We start from the raw sequence: 17,572 nt of genomic DNA, 5'->3' as shown, positions 1-17,572 counted from the left end.
AACTTGAGCGATTGCTATTGCACAGGATTCAGACATCCCCCTCACGGGTTGGGCTGGTCTTGATGCAACGAAATCCGCTTCTTGGGGAGATACTGGTGGGGACTTGGCGCGTGCGCTCTCCGCTCTGGCGCTGGCTGCGAGGCCAGACGCGCGGGGTGGGGTTGCTGACGCTTTTGGCAGTTGTGACCTCGATGCTGGTGGTGCCGCCCGCGGCGTTCGCCGCAAAACCTCCGAAGGTCTGGGTACCGCCCAACACGCAGTTGCAGGAGACCAAATCGGTCTCCGGACACGACGAAGTACTGAAGTCCGTTCCGGCCGACAGCGCCCGGGCCGACGGCAAGCCGGCACCGCGGCGCGCGCCCAAGTCCGGCTCCGCCACGGTGGCAGTCGGCGATGTGTCGCAGGAACAGCTCGCCGCCCGAAAGTTGAACGGCGGCGCGGCTCCCGCCGCTGGGGGTGACGCCCGGGTCAAGGCTGGCGATCTGCCGGTGTTCCTGACCGACCGGGCTCAGGGCAAGGCTTCCTCGGCGGACGCCCCGTCCGTGAAGGTCGACGTCCTGGACGAGGGCAAGTCCAAGGCCACCGGCCGTACCGGACCGGTGATCGCACTGACCGGCGCGAACGGGTCCGCCACACGCCCGGCCACCCGTTGAGCGTCTCGCTGGACCTCAAGGACCTGATCGGCGACGGCGCCTGGACCGACCGGGCCCGACTGGTGCGACTGCCCGAGTGTGCGCTGACCACTCCGGACAAGCCGGAGTGCGCCAAGAGCACGCTGGTGGCCTCCAGCCTGGACGCCCGCACCGGCACGCTCACCGCCGATCTCGAACTCCCGGCCGCCGCAGACAAGTCCGGCGCCGTCAAGGCCAACGCCACCGGTTCCGGTTCCGTGGTGCAGGCCGGCTTCGTGGAGCAGGCCGCCGCGTCCTCGGGCACCATGGTGCTCGCTGCGGAAGCCTCGCCGTCCGGCTCGATGGGCTCGTACGCGGCCACTCCGATCTCGCCGTCCGCGGCGTGGAGCGCCGGCACCAACGCGGGCAACTTCACCTACTCGTACACGATCGCCGCGCCGACCGCGATCGGCGGAGCGGCGCCCAGCGTGGTGCTGACCTACGACTCGTCGGCCGTGGACGGGCGGACCGCCGCGAACAACGCGCAGCCTTCGTGGATCGGTGACGGCTGGGACTACACGCCCGGCTCGATCAGCCGCTCGTACAAGCCGTGCGCCAAGTCCGGCATCGACATGTCGGGCGATGAGTGCTGGGCCGGTCAGGCCCTTCAGCTCAACCTTGCCGGCCACTCCGGCACGGTGGTCAAGGACGACACCACCGGCGAGCTGCGGCTCCAGGGCGACGACGGCACCCAGATCACCCCGCTGACCGGTCTCGCCAACGGCGCCTGGAACGGTGAGGGCTTCAAGGTCACCACCACCGACGGCACTCAGTACTACTTCGGTGCCAACCACCTGCCCGGTGGCGATGGGACCGATCCGGCCGCCAACTCGGTCAACACCGTGCCGGTGTACCACCCACACGCGGGCGACCCCTGCTACAACTCCTCGACCGGGCTTGCCTCCTGGTGCCAGATGGGGTGGCAATGGAATATCGACTTCGTCGTCGACCTCCACGGCAACCTGATCAAGTACAAGTACGCCAAGGAGGGCAACTACTACAGCCGGGGCGGTGGCCAGAACAATGGCACCGGCACGCTGACCGCCTACGACCGCAACTCGTACATCACCGACATCCACTACGGTGTCCGACTGTCCGACCAGATTGCGATCAAGGGCGCCGGCAACCCGGCCGAGAAGGTCGTCTTCACGGTCAAGGAGCGGTGCTGGCCGGGTGCCACCACCTGCACCTCGGCGGAGATGACGGCCGCCAACCAGGCATCCTGGCCGGACACTCCGCTCGACCAGCTGTGCGCGTCCACCGGCCCCTGCACCAACTACGGGCCGTCGTTCTGGACGTCGAAGATGCTGTCGCAGATTGACACCAAGGTCTACGTCGGCGGCAACCCGCGGACCGTCGACACCTGGACGCTGACCCAGAGTCAGTGGGATCCGAGTGACGGCACCGCGAAGCTGGTGTGGCTGAGCTCGATCAAGCGCGCCGGCTCGAACGGCCAGGGGACCCTCAACGTCCCGGCCGTCAGCTTCACCGCGTCGCCGCTCCCGAACCGGGTCGACGGCCTGGTCCCGCCGGTCCCGCAGTTCAACCGTCCTCGTATGAAGGAGATCCGCACCGAGACCGGTGGCCGCATCACGGTCACCTACAAGGACGCGGAGTGCTCGCGGGCGGCCGGCCGGATGCCGGCTTCGGCGCAGACCAACACCCTGGCCTGCATGCCGGTGAAGTGGGTTCCGCCGAACTCGCCGTCCACCGCCAAGCCCTACGACGACTGGTTCCACAAGTACCTGGTCTCCTCGGTCATCGAGGAGTCGATGGTGACGGCGTCCAGTGCGGCGAAGCTCACCGAGTACAGCTACGGCGGCGGCGCCGCATGGCACCGCAACGACTCGGAGTTCGCCGACGACGACACCCGCACCTGGGACAACTTCCGCGGCTACCAGACCGTCACCACCACCACCGGCAGCGGCTCCGACGGGCCCAAGACCAAGAACGTCACGACGTTCCTGCGCGGTATGGGCGGACAGGTCACGGACTCCTGGGGCGGCACCATCACCGACTCGGACGAACTGGCCGGATTCGTCCGGGAGACCCAGAACTACGACTCCGCGGCGGCCGGTGCCAAGGTCATGGGCGGCGAGCTGACCACTCCGTGGATCTCCGACGTGACGGCCACCCACACCCAGCCGAACGGGCTGCCGAAGGTCTACGCCCGGTACGTCAACACCGCCCAGGTCAAGGCCCGTTCACTGCTGTCGAACGGCTCCTGGCGGGTGACCGAACGCAACGCCACCTACGACAAGGACCACGCCGGACGAGTGGTGACCACCGATGTCCTCGGTGACACCTCGCTGGCCAATCTGCCCCAGCGGCAGTGCACGGCCATCAGCTACGCGTCCGGCGGCAACTCCGTGATGGTGGAGACCCCGTACCGGGTGCTCACGCTGGCCGGTGCCTGCGGGCAGACACCCACCCAGGCCAACACCATCGCCGACACCCTGACGATCTACGACGGCCAGGCCCTCGGCACCATCGGCGCCGAGGCCAACCAGACCGAGAGCCGGGTCCTGGAGTCCTACGGTGCGGGCAACACGCCCAACTACCGGGCGACCGCCAAGGCCCAGTACGACACCTACGGCCGCCAGACCGCCACCACCGACCCGAACCGCATCGACGCCACCCACCCGGGCGGCGCCACCACGACGACCGTCTACACCCCGGCCACCGGCGCGATCCCGACCACCATCGAGGTCACCAACCCGCTCGGCTGGAAGTCCACCACCACCATGGACCCCGGTCGCGGCCTGCCCACCAAGGCGGTCGACGAGAACGGCCGGACCACCATCGAGGCCTACGACGCGCTCGGCCGCCTCACCGGTGTGTGGCTGCCCGGGCACGACCCGGCGGCCACCGACCTCTCCAAGAACGCCAACCGCGTCTTCTCGTACGCGCTCAACGGCGTCAACGGACCGTCCACCGTCACCAGCAAGAGCCTGCACAACGACGGCGTCACCTACGCCAACAGCATCGAGATCTACGACGGCCTCGGCCGCATCCGGCAGGCCCAGTCCGTGCCGGTCGCCAACACCACCGGCCGTCTGATCTCCGAGTCCGTCTTCGACTCGCACGGCTGGCAGGTCCAGACCACTCCCTCCTACTACAACAAGGACTCCGGCCCGACCAGCGCGGTCTACCTCCCGATCGCCGACTCGGAGATCGCCGCCCAGACCTGGACGGAGTACGACGGCCTGGGCCGACCCACCGTCAGCAAGTTCGTCTCCTACGCCCAGGAACAGTGGCGCACCACCACCACCTACGTCGGCGCCGACCGCATCGACAGCACCCCGCCCACCGGCGGCTTCGCGTCCACGACGATCGTCGACGCCACCGGTGCCACCGTCGAGACCCGGCAGTACAAGTCCAACACCCCGACCGGGGCCTACGACGCGACGACCTACGGGTACGACATCGCGGGCAAGCCGACCTGGCGTCAGGACTCGTCCAACCCACCGCACCGCTGGACCTACAGCTACGACCTGCTCGGTCAGCAGACCAGCGGCACCGACCCCGACTCCGGTGCCTCGACCGTCGCGTACGATAAGTCCGGAAACGTCGTCACCGCAACCGACGCACGCGGCAAGGCGACCAGCTTCAGCTACGACCTGCTCGGCCGCAAGACCGGGCAGTACGACGGCACGTCGAACACTGACGCGTCGAAGCTGACCACCGCCTGGACCTACGACTCCAAGGCGCTGGGCAAGCCGGACGGCTCCACCCGCTACGTCGACAACCCCGCCGGCGGCGCCAAGTTGGCGTACAAGCAGTCGGTCACCGGCTACGACCTCGGCTACCGGCCGACCGGCACCTCGGTCACCATCCCGTCGGTCGCGGGCGAGACCGAACTCGCCGGCACCTACACGTGGTCGATGACCTACAGCGGAGCCCTGAACCTGCTCAAGTCCGTGCAGATGCCGGCGCTCGGCGGCCTGGCGGCCGAAACGGTCGGCAGCTCGTACGACAACGACGGCAACTTCACCGGCTCCAGCGGCCTGGACTACTACGTCCAGGACATGCAGTACGACAACTTCGGCCGCCCGCTCCGCACCACGATCGGCGCGTCGGGGATGCAGGTCGTCTCCACCCAGGGCATCGACCCGGCCACCGGCCGGATCATGCAGTCCACCCTGGACAAGCAGACCGCGACCACTACCCACGTCGACCTGACCGACTACACGTTCAACAAGGTCGGCTCGCTCACCTCGGTGAAGACCGTGCAGGACGGCGTCAACACCGACCTGCAGTGCTTCACGTACGACTACCTGGGCCGCCTCACCGCCGCCTGGACCGACAAGGGAACCACCACCACCGCTGCCGCACCCTCGGTGCCCGGCATCGGCGGTTGCACCAACTCCACCGAGCCGACCACCGCGACCGCGTCGGCCCGGATCGGCGGTCCGGCACCGTACTGGCAGTCCTACGGCTACGACCTGACCGGCAACCGGACCAAGCTGGTCCAGCACGACACCGCCGGCACGGCCACCAAGGACAAGACGGTCGACCAGACCTTCGCCACCGGCCCGAACACCCCCTCCACCGACCCGGCCACGGGCGGCGGAACCGGCGGTCCGCACGCGCTGCTGACCTCCAAGACCACGATCAACGGTGCCAGCACGGTCGCCACGTCCACCTACGACGCCAACGGCAACACCACCTCCATCACCGACACCGCCGGCACCAAGACCCTGACCTGGGACAACCAGGGCAAGCTGGCCAAGGTCCACGACACCGGCGCCACCGGTGACACCAGCTACGTCTACGACGCGAGCGGCAACCAGTTCATCCGTCGCAGCCCCGGCAAGGTCACCATCAACCTGGGTTCGGACGAGCTCACCCTCAACACCGCGACTCACGCCCTGTCCAACACCCGCTACTACTCCGCCCCCGGCGGACTGACCGTCACCCGCACCACCGCCACCGGCGGCGGCAAGCTCTACTACCAGGCCGCCGACCCGCACGGCACCGGCGGCGTACAGATGGAGGCCGCCACCCTCAACTCCGTCCGACGCCCCACCGACCCCTTCGGCAACGCCCGCGGCACCCAGCCCGGCAACGGAGTCTGGGCCGGCGACAAGGGCTTCGTCGGCGGCACCATCGAGGGCACCGGCTTCACCAACCTCGGCGCCCGCCAGTACGACCCCAGAACCGGACGCTTCCTCTCCGTCGACCCGATATTCAACGGCGGAGACCCCCAGTCCTGGAACGGCTACGCGTACGCCAACAACGACCCGATCAACGGCTCCGACCCCAACGGCACCTGCCGCGTCGCCTTCGACGACAACATCTGCCAAGGCATCGCCCCGATCTACGTCGACCACGGCTCCACCACCGGCCAGTCCGGCTCGTCCGGCACCAACTCGGCCGACAACAGCAAGTCCGAGGCCACCAACCAGGCCCTCCAGAAGAAGAACGAGGCCGACGCGGCCCTCGCCAAGGCGAAGCGCGAGCGCGAAGAACTGATCACCAAGATCGTCGACGTCGTCGGCGACCTGATCGGCTTCAACGACGCCCGCGACTGCTTCACCAAGGGCGACGTCATGGGCTGCATCAACACCGCCCTCAACTTCGTCCCTTGGGCCAAGGCCCTCAAGGCCGTCAAGATCGGCATCAAGGCGTTCAAGCTCTGGCGCGAGGGCGAGAAGGCCTACGACGCCATGCGAAGCGCCCAGCGCATCGCCAAGGAGGCCGAAGACGCCCTCAACATCGCCCGCAAGACCGAGCGGGAGGCAGCCGAAGCCGATAACGCGGCAACCAAGGCAGACGCCGGGCCCAAACCTGAAAACAAGGCAGACGCGCCGGGAACCAAGCCGGAATCCGAATCTGATGATCTAATTACAGTGTATCGAGGGACCGACCACGGACTGGAAAATGCAATCGCGGAAGAATCTGGCTACCTGATGAGCGATTCCGCCCGAACCACATATGCAGGCACCGGATCACTGGATGCTGCAAGGAAAGCATCCGAACATGCTCACTCAAATGCGCTTGCCACGTGGGGGTCCGCCGATACGTACGCCCAAGCCCATGGAGCATTCGGCACGGAAATCTCTCAGATTGGCGAACGGTCGATGATGTCATTCACCACAGACATCGACATCGCACGGAATTTCGGCGGAACCGTCTATGTCGCGAAAGTTCCCCGGAGTCAAGTAATTATGCAGACACTTCCTGGAGCCGGGGAGTCTGAAGTCCTCATCCCGCACATGGTGGAAGTTTCGAGGCTATAGATGTACATGGAGATTATTCTTGGCACCCTCCCGGTGCGATATTACCCAGGCGCTATCAGGCCGACCTCAAAAGACCTGTCGCCCGGCCCGCATGCCATGCAGAAACCAGGCGTTTACCAGCCTGACAGACTGCGACGCATCAGCATGACGCTTCCAGGAGGAAGAAATTTCACGCTCTTCCTTCATTGGAGCGATGGCACCGACCTTAATCTACTAGACCAAAGAATCATTGACGGCCATCCCTACGACAGCTTCTTCTCTGGCGCACTGGCTGGCACCGAGACGCCTATTCACTGTCGAAACTGCGGAGAGAAGTTTACTGGAATCCTGACTGACACTGGGAATCCACTTCTAACTGACATGGCAGCCAGGCTTCGCGCTCACAACTATGTCGAATCCTGCCCCACCTGCGGATCAAGGTGGCAACCTCACGTACTTCAAGTTTTGATCTAACGCGAAACAGGGGGGCCCGTGAGAGAATCTCCCACGGGCCTCTTTCCTCGCCCGACCTTCCCAGTGCCGGACTCTGCCTACGAACACCTCAAAGGCCGAGCCGACCGATCTGCATATCTTGCATTCTGGCCAAAGAATAGACGGTTGCCCTCCAGTCGAAACTGGGGGCAACCGTTTTAGCGTTTTTCGGACCCCAGGTCAGCCGACCGGCGTCGAGCGCCAGCGTTGGGCGGTGGTCTGGTTGCAGTCCCAGAGTTGGACGCGGGTGCCGTTGGTGGTGTTGCCGTTGGGGACGTCGAGGCACCTTGTGGAGAGGACGTTGTAGAGCGAGCCGTCGGGGCGGAGGATCCACTGCTGGTTGGGGGTGCCGCTGCAGTCCATCAGCTGGATGAGGGTGCCGTTGGCGGTGCCGCTGTTGACGGGTTCGATGCAGCGGGTGAAGACCTTGAGGGTGCCGTCGGGCTGGACGGTGAACTGCTGCTTGGTGAAGCCGTTGCAGGTGGAGATCTGGATGGGCTGGCCGTTCTGGTTGACCGATTCGAGGTCTTCCAGGCAGGTGTTGGTCGGAGTGTCGAGGATCAGGGGTCCGGTGGTGCTGCCGGCGTCGGTCGCGGTGTCGTAGACGGCGACGTCGCTGACGCGGCCGGAGAAGGCGGTGCTGAAGGCGCCGGCTTCCTGGTTGGCACCGATCACCAGCTGGCCCTTGGCTGCAAAGCCGCCGGCGTGGACGGCGGAACCGGCCAGGGCGCCGTTCACGTAGAGGGTCATGACCTTGGTGGTGGCGTTGTAGCTGACGGTCAGTCGGTCCCAGCGGCCGTCCTTGTAACGGGCGGCGTTGGTGATGTTGGAGTTGGTGTCGTCGTACGCCGCTGCCGCACCGTCCGCGGTGGCCAGCTTGAAGTGCCAGTTGCCGTCCGCGCCCGGAGCGAGGACCAAGCCGCTGGACTTGGTACCGCGGGTGCTGAGGACGGCGCCCTGGGCGGTGGTGCCGCTGGGCTTGGCCCAGGCGGTGACCGTGAAGGACTTGGCCGTGTCGACCTGGAACGAGCCGGTGGTGTTGGTGAAGTCGATCCGTCCGAGGCTGGAGTTGCCGGAGAACGCAGCAACATTGGTGGACACGCCGTTGACCGTGTCGGTCGGGAAGGTGACCGTCCCAGTGGCCCGGGCCGCGGGCGAGTTCTTGTAGTAGCCGGGCACCAGGCTGCTGGAGTCCAGGCCCTGCAGGCGGTAGCGCTCGACGAAGCGGCGGGTGTCGCCCTGGTCCGCGCCGGTGGCGGCGAAGCCGTTGACCGCGGTGGTCGACGTTCCGTCAGTGGTGGTGCCGGGCCAGATCTGCAGCTTGCCCTTGGTGTCGATGGTCCACAGGTCGGTGATGCCGTCCTTGTTGGCGTCGCCGCTGGAGCCGATCTTCGGGTAGGCGCTGCTGAAGAACCGTTGGGCGCTGATCACCCGGGACTGCGGGCCGGTCGGATCCGTGAGCGCCGAGAGGTCGATTCGGCCGTCCGCCTTCAGAGTGATGTCGTAGGCCCGGATCAGGCCGTCGGCCTTGCTGCGTGACCACAGGGTGGGCTGCTTAGACGTGCCGTTGGCCGGCCCGGGGTTGATCAGGTCGAAGTTGCTCCAGTTGCCGGTGGTGGCGACCTTCACCGCCGGAGCGTCCAGGGTGTTGTGGGTGTCGCCGCGGTACATCCAGAGGCTGCCGTTCTCAACGGTGAGAAGGGCGGTCTGGTTCTTGCTGACGATGCCGTCCGACGCGTTCAGCGGGCCGTTGAGCGCGCCGAGCGCGAGGATCTGTTCGACCTTGGACCAGTCCGAGACCCAGCCTGTCGGTGCAGTGGTCAGCGGCGTGCCGTCGGTCGCGGCGAAACTGGTGGGCTTGGCCAACGGCGAGCCGGTCTTGAAGGTACCGTCACCCCTGTTCTCGTACAGGTAGAGGACCTTGGCAAGGTCCGTCGTGGCACTGGTCCACGCAAAGGCGTCGTCGAGTTGCATGGAGCGCAGCGCGCCGCGGTGCGTGGTCCTGGTGATGCTGTCCTTCCAGCCGTAGCCGCCGGGGAACAGGTCCAGCGGGGCGGCCAGGGCGCTGGTCGGGTCGTTGTCCAGGGTCATGACCCGGAGGTTGCCGAGGTCGTCGGGGAGCAGGATGTCGCCGCGGCCGTCACCGGTGAGGTCACCGGGCGACGCGGTGCCCTTGGCCGGGTCCCACGGCACGTAGAAGGTGTAGCGCAGGGGCTGGCTGTAGTTACCGGCCACGTCCATCGCCTGGACGAACATGGTGTTGGTGCCCCACACCGTCGGGGTGAAGGCGAATGTGCCGGAGTTGCCCTTGATGATGCCGCTGCCGATGGTGGCGGCATCGTTGCAGGACCATCCGGTGACGGCGTTCGGGTCGGTGCTCCAACGGGCACAGGCCATGCCGGAGGCGTTCAGGCCCGAGGTCGGGGCCGGGTCCTGGGCGCTGACCGTGAAGGTGCCGCTCTGGCCGACCTTCTTGGTCGGCGTCTGGTTCAGGATGCCGCTGGCCGGGAAGTCGCTGGACGTCAGAGCGACCTGGGGCGGGGTCTTGTCGACGCGGAAGTAGCAGGCGGCCGTGTCGCCGGAGCCGAGGAGCTGGTCGTTGGCACTGGCGTTCCAGTGGTACTGGTGACCGTCCTCCAACCGGTCGACGAGCACGGTCGGATCGGCCCATCCGCCGGTCGAGGTGGTGAAGGTGGAGAGCCCGCCGGTCGTGTCGTCCCGGAGCCGGAACGTGGTGTCCAGCGTGGCATTGATCGGGGACCAGACACTGGCGTTGAGCCTGATGTACTGGTTGGCACCGACCCAGCCGGGCGCGTACCCGGCGTCGCCGCCGGGCGTGACGCAGTCGTTGCGCTGGGTGCCGAGGACCGGGTCGTTGATGTAGCCCGGGGTGGGCGTGGTCCGCGGGTACCAGATGGTCGGCGCGATGTCGTAGTAGAGGCTGATGTGCGGGTTGGCGCCGAGGTGGTGGCGCTGCAGCTTGTCGTTCTCGTTCTCGGCGGAGAAGCCGACCGTCCAGTTCGGGTACTTGCCATTGACCAGCGTCTGGGCCCAGGACTTGACGTCGTAGCTGAGGCCGCCCGTACCGGTGATGTCGGCGTTCGCGACCCAGGTGCAGCCCTGCATCTTGCCGGCGGTGCCACAGGGCTGGTTGTTCCAGGTCGTGGTGCCCGAGAACGCCGGAGCGCTGTAGAGGTTGATCGTGCTCTTGGTCTCCGGCGAGGACGCGTCGGTCACGTCGGCCAGCAGGGTCGCCCGGGTCACGGTCGCGGCGCCGTGGCCGCTGCCTTCGAACAGCGAATCCGGGACGCCGAGTTGGTAGTAGGCCCGGTAGCGGCCGTAGCCGGTGCAGTTGGCGTATCCGCAGTAGCCGACGCCGAGGTTGCTGAGGGTGTTGACGTTGGAGGTGTCCGGGTGGTTCTCCTGCACCTGGGCATTGACCTGACGGCCCATGTCGGCGGCTCACTCGGGGTCGAGGTACCAGGGGCCGGTGCCCTTGCCGAAGGTGTTCCGGTCGGGAGTCAGCACCAGTTCGCTGCTGTTGGCGCCCACGCCGATGGCCGAGACGACGGCGCCGTCGCCCGGGCGCTCCGCGGTGGAGACGTCCGAGTCCGGTGCCGTCGCGGCCGACGCAGGCGCGGCGAACAGCGACTTGGGGGCGGCCGCGGGCGAGCCGTTCAACGGGGCGGCCGGGGCGGGCTTGGTGGAGTCCCACTGGAACGGCGTCGGGGCGTGGAAACGCACCTTGCCCGCGTCGTCGGTCAGCGAGACGTTGCCGGCCTGGTCCGAGGCGACCGTCAGCCCAGTGGCCTGGATGGGGAACCGCAACGACTCCAGGCGCGGGTCGGCGGCCGCCTGCGCAGTCTTGACGACGACCACCTCGCGCCAGCCGCCGTCCGGACGGGCCGTCACTTCGAGGTCCACATCGGGCAGGACCGAGGCGTAGGTGGCCTTGGAGCCGTTCAGCGTCGGCTTCGGCAGGGCGAACGGCGCCGAGACCGAAAGCTTCTTGCCGTCGGCCGTGGTAACGGTGGCGAGCGGACCGCTGCCGCCGCCGGAGAGCGCCAGGTCGGAGCCGGTGACGGCGGGGACGATCGTGCCGTCGCTCTTGGGCCGCAACGCGGTGTCGAGGGTCTGCCACTGACCGGTGCGCTTGGTCCTGACGTCCTGGGCGAAGTTCTCGGAGTGGAGCGACCGGCCGTCCGTCTCGGCGAACGTCTCGCTGGTCTCGGTGGTCAGCGCGTCGATCCGGACCGGCGTGCCGGTGCTCTTGGCCTGCTGGAGCGCCGCGCGGATCGCCTTGGTGGCCTCGGACTCACCGGGGGGCTGATTGTCCCCGGCGGTCTGACTGGGCATCGGAGTCGGCTCGGCCGCGGCAAAAGGCACCGATATGGAAATCAGCAACAGTGCCGCAGCGGCACTGAAGGCTGCCTGCGAAACAGTTCTCGTCCCCCCTCTGCGGCACCCGGCCGTACAACGTGATGACTCAGGATTTCTTGACATGCTTTTGATCTTTTCCTCCCACAGGCTCGCCATGATCATCGGCGAGCAGTCGGGAAGGAACGATGCAGGCAACGTGAAGAGCTGGTCAAGTGCGGCCGCCAGCCCACCTACTGACGATCGATTGATCATCCTTATACAGATGGAACGGAGGCAAAGCAATAGCCCTTCCGATCCGATCGCGGCATCCAGCAGTCCGGCAAGGGCCTCCGCGACCCGCCGTCCCACATCTGCGACATGCTGCCCGACCAGGACCCTCGCCGTGCCGCAGTAGCAGTGCTGTTCAGATTTCGATGCCACGTCAAAGCAATGTCACTGCATGAAAATTGAGCCTCTAAGGTTCCGTCAGAATCACATATCGGAAACTCGGGACTACTTCAACCATCCACACATGTCGCAGATTTGACGCGTCGTCATCAACCATTACTGAAGCGCAGAAATCGGCCGGCGCCCGATTTCCCGGAGTGCCCCACGAACGCTCGAGCCGCCTCGGACCACGGGCTGCCACATCACGAAACCGGGGGTGGAAAATCGATACGGACATTTGCGAACTCCATCACATAGCTCGCATTTCATGACGTAGCACACCCAGGCCTGAGGGGTCAGCAGTTTCCGACATCGCGGGACCAGTTCGGAGCGAGTCCGTGATCGTCTTTTCTGAGCCGAGTGACGACCGTCACTGGCATTTGCTAATCGTCCTTAAATCCGCTTAATCTCCTGCCCACGTTCGTGGACACACGGACCCAGCTCACCCGGAACGCCGAGTCCTGCCGCCGGGTGCGCCGGCTCATGCGAAACGCACCGCGGCAGGGGCGGGGGAACCAGGTAAGTCGCCCTGGGGCGGTCCTGACGGACCGGTCCGGGGCTAGGGGTGAAGCCGGGCGCACCGAGAGGTGCGCGCGGCCGGGCAACTCCAGCCCGAATCCGACAGCTCACCTCGCAGGCGTGGGAGAGGAACGCATCTTCATGCTGCCCGTCAGCGCCAAGCGCGCCCGCCGTCTGATCGCCACCACCGGTGTCGTGGGCATCGGCCTCACCGTCCCCGGCCTCGCGGCCGGCACCGCCTCCGCCGCGTCGGTGGCCACCTGGGACAAGGTCGCCCAGTGCGAGTCCAGCGGCAACTGGTCCATCAACACCGGCAACGGCTTCTACGGCGGCCTCCAGTTCACCGCCTCCACCTGGGCCGCCTTCGGCGGCACCGCGTTCGCCCCGCGCGCCGACCTGGCCACCAAGGACCAGCAGATCGCCGTCGCCGAGAAGGTGCTGGCCTCGCAGGGCCCCGGCGCCTGGCCGGTGTGCTCGGTCCAGGCCGGTCTGACCAAGGGCGGCGCCGCCCCGCAGGTCGACACCTCCGCGGGCTCCACCGCCGCCAAGCCGTCGCAGGACACCGCGTCGAAGCCGGCCCAGCCGCAGGTCCAGCAGGCCCCGAAGCAGACCCAGCCCCAGCAGCAGCGCCAGCAGGCCCAGCCGCAGGCCCAGCAGGCCCCCCAGGCCTCCGGCAGCTACACCGTGGTGGCGGGCGACTGGCTGTCCGCCATCGCCCAGCGCCAGAACGTCGAGGGCGGCTGGGAGAAGCTGTACGAGCTGAACCGCTCCGTCCTCGCCGAGGGCCCGGACATGATCTACCCGGGTCAGCAGCTGGCGCTCGGCAACGTCGCCGTCGCCCAGGCTCCGGCCAAGCAGTCCGCGCCGGCCGGCAACTCCTCGTCCAACGGCTCGAACCGGAAGACCGACGCCCCGGCGCCGAGCACCCCGGCCCCGGCCAAGCCGAGCACCCCCGCGAAGCCGGCCGCCACCACCACGACCACCGCCGCCACCACCGCCGCCGTCAAGGCGACCGGGTCGAAGGCCGCGGCGATCGACTTCGCGCTGTCCAAGGTCGGCCAGCCGTACATCTACGGCGGCACCGGCAACGGCGGCTGGGACTGCTCGGGCCTGACCCAGGCGGCGTTCCGCCAGGCCGGCATCAGCCTGCCGCGCGTCGCCGCGGACCAGGCCGACTACTCGACCCGGGTCTCGCTGAACAGCCTGCAGCCGGGCGACCTGCTGTTCTGGTCGAACAACGGCGCCAACTCGGGCGTCTACCACGTGGCGATCTACATCGGCGACGGCAAGTACGTCGAGGCCGCCAACCCGAAGTCCGGTGTGCGGACCGAGACCATCGCCAACTGGGCGCCGGACTTCGCCGGTCGGGTCTGACACCCGGAAGCCCCCGCCGCACGCACCGCACGGTGAACGCCGCTGCCCCCGGAGACCCTGGTCGGCTCCGGGGGCAGCGGCCTGTTGTCGGCCGGAAGCGGTGGCGAGACCGCCGAGAACCGGGGAGCGGTGCGATGGCGAAGGTGACGATCACGCTGGAGGCGGATCTCGCGCTGGAGGCGATGATGCGCCTCGGGGTGGGCAGCCCGCAGGACGCGGTGGAGCTGCTGGTGCGCGACTACCTGTCCACCGGCCGGCGCACCCGGGCGCGGACCGGCGGCAGCCGGGACGGCGAGCGGTTCGCCGGCCCGGCGCCGTCCGTCGAGGAGGGCTGAGCAACCTGGCGGGCGAGGCCGGTCGGCGACACGTCAAATCCTGTTACTGTCAAGGAACTTACCGTCTAGTAAGTTCGCGGCCGAGTCCCTACCCTGGGCGGACCCCCACCCACCCAAGGGAGTTCGCCGATGGCACACCCCCTCGCCCGGGCCGCCCGCGCCGAGCATCTGCGCGACCGTGCGCCCGTCGAAGTCCTGCGCTCCGACGGCCGGGTCGTCGAAGCCCGCACCCCGCACCTGGTACCGCCGCCGGACGCCGGCAGCCTCGCCGACCTGCCGTTCCGCAACGCCGAGCAGGCGCCGGACGCCGAGGTGCTGACCAGGCGCCGGCCGGACGGCGGCTGGCAGCAGGTGACGGCCCGGCAGTTCGCCGATCAGGTGGCGGCGACCGCCCGCGGGCTGATCGCCGCCGGGGTCCGGCCCGGCGGGCGGATCGTCCTGATGTCGCGCACCCGCTACGAGTGGACGCTGCTGGACTTCGCGGCCTGGGCGGCCGGCGCGTCCGTGGTGCCGGTGTACCCGACCTCCGCGATCGAGCAGGCCGAGTGGATCCTCCGCGACTCCGGCGCGGTGCTGGCGGTCGCGGAGGACGCCGGCACCGCCGAGGTGCTGACGGTGGCGATCGCCCGCACCGGCGGCACGGTGCCGCTGTGGCGGCTGGACGAGGACGCCGTCGCCACCCTCGGCGAGCTCGGCAGGACCGTCCCCGCCGGGGAGGTGGAGCAGCGCAGGAAGGCGCTCGGCCCGGACAGCGAGGCCACCCTGATCTACACCTCCGGCACCACCGGACGCCCCAAGGGCTGCCTGCTCACCCACGCCAACTTCCTCACCGAGGCGGCGAACTGCCACGCCCTGCTGGAGCCGGTGTTCACCGCCGCCACCGGCGAGACGCCGTCCACCCTGCTGTTCCTGCCGCTGGCCCACGTGCTGGGCCGGATGATCCAGGTGACCTGCGTCTTCGGCCGGATCCGGTTCGGCCACAGCCCGTCCCTGAAGCCCGACGAGCTCCGGCCCGACCTGGCCGCGTTCGGCGCGACCTTCCTGGTCGGCGTGCCCTATCTGTTCGAGAAGATCCACCAGTTGGGCCGGGCCGAGGCGCAGGCGAAGGGCGCGGTGCGGGTCTTCGACCGGGCGGCGGAGGCCGCGGTGCGCCACGCCCGCGCCGAACTGGCCGCGCTGGCCGGCGGGGGCGGCCCCGTGCCGCTGTCGCTGCGCCTCGCGCACCGCCTGTACGACGCGCTGGTGTACCGCCGGGTGCGGCAGGCGATGGGCGGCCGGATCCGGTACGCGATCAGCGGCGGCTCCTCGATCGACCCGGAGCTGCTGCTGTTCTTCGCCGGCGCAGGCGTGCTGGTGTACGAGGGCTACGGGCTGACCGAGACCACCGGCCCGTCCACCGTGAACCCGCCGCTGCGGCCCCGCCCGGGCACCGTCGGCCCGCCGGTGCCGGGCAGTGCGGTGCGGATCGCCGAGGACGGCGAGGTGTTCCTGAGCGGCGGCCAGGTCTTCGACGGCTACTACGAGTTGGGGGCGGAGCCGACCGAGCGGGAGCAGTGGTTCGCCACCGGCGACCTGGGGCGGCTGGACGAGGACGGCTACCTGACCATCACCGGCCGCAAGAAGGAGATCCTGGTGACCTCCGGCGGCAAGAACGTCTCCCCCGGCCCGTTGGAGGACCGGCTGCGCGCCCACCCGCTGATCAGCCAGGCGCTGGTGGTCGGCAACGGCCGCCCGTACGTGGGCGCGCTGCTCACCCTGGACCCGGAGGCGGTGGAGCAGTTCCTGCGGCAGCAGCCGCCGACGCCCACCGCGAGGACCGTGGACGTGAGCAGCGCCGTCCCGGCCCACCCCGCCGTGCTGGCCTCGCTCGCCGAGGCGGTGCAGGCCGTCAACTCGACCGTCTCGCGCGCCGAGTCGATCCGCCGGGTGCGGGTGGTCGGCGGCGACTTCACCGAGGAACGCGGCCTGCTCACCCCGTCGCTGAAGGTCCGCCGGCAGGCCGTCAGCACCGCCTACCGGCGCGACATCGAGCAGCTCTACGGCTGAAAGGCCGCCGCGGCCCCCGCTCCGCCGTCGAGCGGAGGCCGCAAGCGCCGCGGAACACCCGTCAGTTGCGCGGACCCGACCCGGTGGAGCCGCGCATCACCAGCTCCGGCTGGAACATGAACTCGGAGCGCTGCCCCGGGTTTCCGCCGACCTCCTCCAGCAGGGCGTCGACGGCGGCGGTGGCCATCGCCTCGACCGGCTGGCGGACGGTGGTCAGCGGCGGTTCGGTGAACGCGATCAGCGGCGAGTCGTCGAACCCGACCACCGAGACGTCCTGCGGCACCGACAGGCCCCGTTGGCGCACCGCGCGGATCGCGCCGAGCGCCATCATGTCCGAGCCGCAGACGATCGCGGTGCAGCCCTTGTCGAGCAGCGCCTGGGCGGCGGCGTGCCCGCCCTCCACGCTGAACAGGGTGTGGTGGACCAGCTCCGCGGCCTCTTCGGCGGTGCGCCCGGTGAGCTGCTGGAGCGCGGCGGTGAAGCCCTCGATCTTGCGCAGCACGGGGACGAACCGCTTCTGGCCGACCGCCAACCCGATCCGGTCGTGGCCGAGTTCGACCAGGTGCTGGACGGCCATCCACATCGCGGCCCGGTCGTCCGGGGAGATGAACGGCGCGGCGATCTTCTCGCTGTAGCCGTTGATCAGCACGAACGGGACCTGGCGGCCCGACAGCTTGGCGTACCGGTCGTGGTCCGCGGTGGTGTCGGCGTGCAGTCCGGAGACGAACACGATGCCGGCCACGCCGCGTTCCACCAGCATCTCCACGAGTTCGTCCTCGGTGGAGCCGCCCGGGGTCTGGGTGCACAGCACCGGCGTGTAGCCGTGCCGGCTGAGCACCTGCTCGATGACCTGGGCGAGCGCCGGGAAGATCGGGTTGCTGAGCTCCGGGGTGATCAGGCCGATCAGCCCGGCGCTGCGCTGGCGCAGGCGGGTGGGTCGCTCGTAGCCGAGCACGTCCAGCGCGGCCAGCACCGTCTGCCGGGTGGTCGCGGAGACGCCCGCCTTACCGTTGAGAACGCGGCTGACGGTGGCCTCACTGACCCCCGCCTGCGCCGCGATGTCGGAGAGTCGCGCCGTAGTCACGATCCCAGAGCCTATTGCAACCAC

The 17,572-nt window shown here is 68.5% G+C and carries 8 protein-coding genes and 1 riboswitch; of the genes, 5 read left to right on the top strand and 3 right to left on the bottom strand.

Annotation, left to right across the window (positions count from 1 at the left end; translation table 11 throughout):
- Positions 1-155 precede the first annotated feature (155 nt).
- Together ACI1MP_RS29100 and ACI1MP_RS29095 are read left to right on the top strand one after the other, a co-directional pair.
- The gene (locus ACI1MP_RS29100) at positions 156-653 is read left to right on the top strand and encodes a hypothetical protein (RefSeq protein ID WP_404869825.1); all 498 of its coding nucleotides are present in this window, start codon (positions 156-158) and stop codon (positions 651-653) included.
- The gene (locus ACI1MP_RS29095; RefSeq protein WP_404869824.1) at positions 650-6,913 is read left to right on the top strand and encodes an RHS repeat domain-containing protein; all 6,264 of its coding nucleotides are present in this window, start codon (positions 650-652) and stop codon (positions 6,911-6,913) included. Before ACI1MP_RS29100 ends, ACI1MP_RS29095 begins: the two co-directional genes overlap by 4 nt.
- A 651-nt stretch (positions 6,914-7,564) precedes the next feature.
- Here the strand turns inward: ACI1MP_RS29095 and ACI1MP_RS29090 are convergent.
- Both ACI1MP_RS29090 and ACI1MP_RS29085 read right to left on the bottom strand, forming a co-directional pair.
- Positions 7,565-10,837, bottom strand: a complete 3,273-nt coding sequence (locus tag ACI1MP_RS29090; protein ID WP_404869823.1) for a ricin-type beta-trefoil lectin domain protein — start codon at positions 10,835-10,837, stop codon at positions 7,565-7,567.
- 9 nt (positions 10,838-10,846) lie between these two features.
- The gene (locus ACI1MP_RS29085) at positions 10,847-11,740 is read right to left on the bottom strand and encodes a hypothetical protein (RefSeq protein WP_404869822.1); all 894 of its coding nucleotides are present in this window, start codon (positions 11,738-11,740) and stop codon (positions 10,847-10,849) included.
- Between the two features lie 931 nt (positions 11,741-12,671).
- A riboswitch (cyclic di-AMP (ydaO/yuaA leader) is annotated at positions 12,672-12,843 on the top strand.
- Between ACI1MP_RS29085 and ACI1MP_RS29080 the strand changes: the two genes are divergently transcribed.
- The 3 genes from ACI1MP_RS29080 (at position 12,830) to ACI1MP_RS29070 (ending at position 16,464) form a co-directional block, all read left to right on the top strand.
- A complete protein-coding gene (locus ACI1MP_RS29080; RefSeq protein ID WP_404869821.1) occupies positions 12,830-14,083 on the top strand; it encodes a transglycosylase family protein in 1,254 nt (417 codons plus the stop codon). It overlaps the preceding riboswitch by 14 nt.
- 134 nt (positions 14,084-14,217) lie before the next feature.
- Entirely contained in the window at positions 14,218-14,418 is a 201-nt protein-coding gene (locus ACI1MP_RS29075; protein WP_404869820.1) for a hypothetical protein, read from the top strand.
- Between the two features lie 129 nt (positions 14,419-14,547).
- On the top strand, positions 14,548-16,464 hold the full coding sequence (locus ACI1MP_RS29070) for an AMP-dependent synthetase/ligase (protein WP_404869819.1): 1,917 nt from the start codon (positions 14,548-14,550) through the stop codon (positions 16,462-16,464).
- A gap of 61 nt (positions 16,465-16,525) precedes the next feature.
- On the opposite strand, the gene ACI1MP_RS29065 is transcribed toward ACI1MP_RS29070, so the two are convergent.
- Positions 16,526-17,548, bottom strand: a complete 1,023-nt coding sequence (locus ACI1MP_RS29065; RefSeq protein ID WP_404869818.1) for a LacI family DNA-binding transcriptional regulator — start codon at positions 17,546-17,548, stop codon at positions 16,526-16,528.
- Between the last annotated feature and the right edge of the window lie 24 nt (positions 17,549-17,572).

The sequence above is a fragment of the Kitasatospora griseola genome, assembly GCF_044999035.1.
In the GTDB taxonomy this organism is placed as follows: Bacteria; Actinomycetota; Actinomycetes; order Streptomycetales; family Streptomycetaceae; genus Kitasatospora; species Kitasatospora griseola.
Note: the sequence above shows the minus strand (reverse complement) of the source record. Positions and strands in the feature narration are given on the sequence as shown.

What these genes read in the sequence shown, in the direction of transcription:
- ACI1MP_RS29090 (WP_404869823.1), bottom strand. Translation starts at nt 10,837, where the DNA reads ATGGGCCGTCAGGTCAATGCCCAGGTGCAGGAGAACCACCCGGACACC.
- ACI1MP_RS29085 (WP_404869822.1), bottom strand. Translation starts at nt 11,740, where the DNA reads ATGCCCAGTCAGACCGCCGGGGACAATCAGCCCCCCGGTGAGTCCGAG.
- ACI1MP_RS29075 (WP_404869820.1), top strand. Translation starts at nt 14,218, where the DNA reads ATGGCGAAGGTGACGATCACGCTGGAGGCGGATCTCGCGCTGGAGGCG.
- ACI1MP_RS29070 (WP_404869819.1), top strand. Translation starts at nt 14,548, where the DNA reads ATGGCACACCCCCTCGCCCGGGCCGCCCGCGCCGAGCATCTGCGCGAC.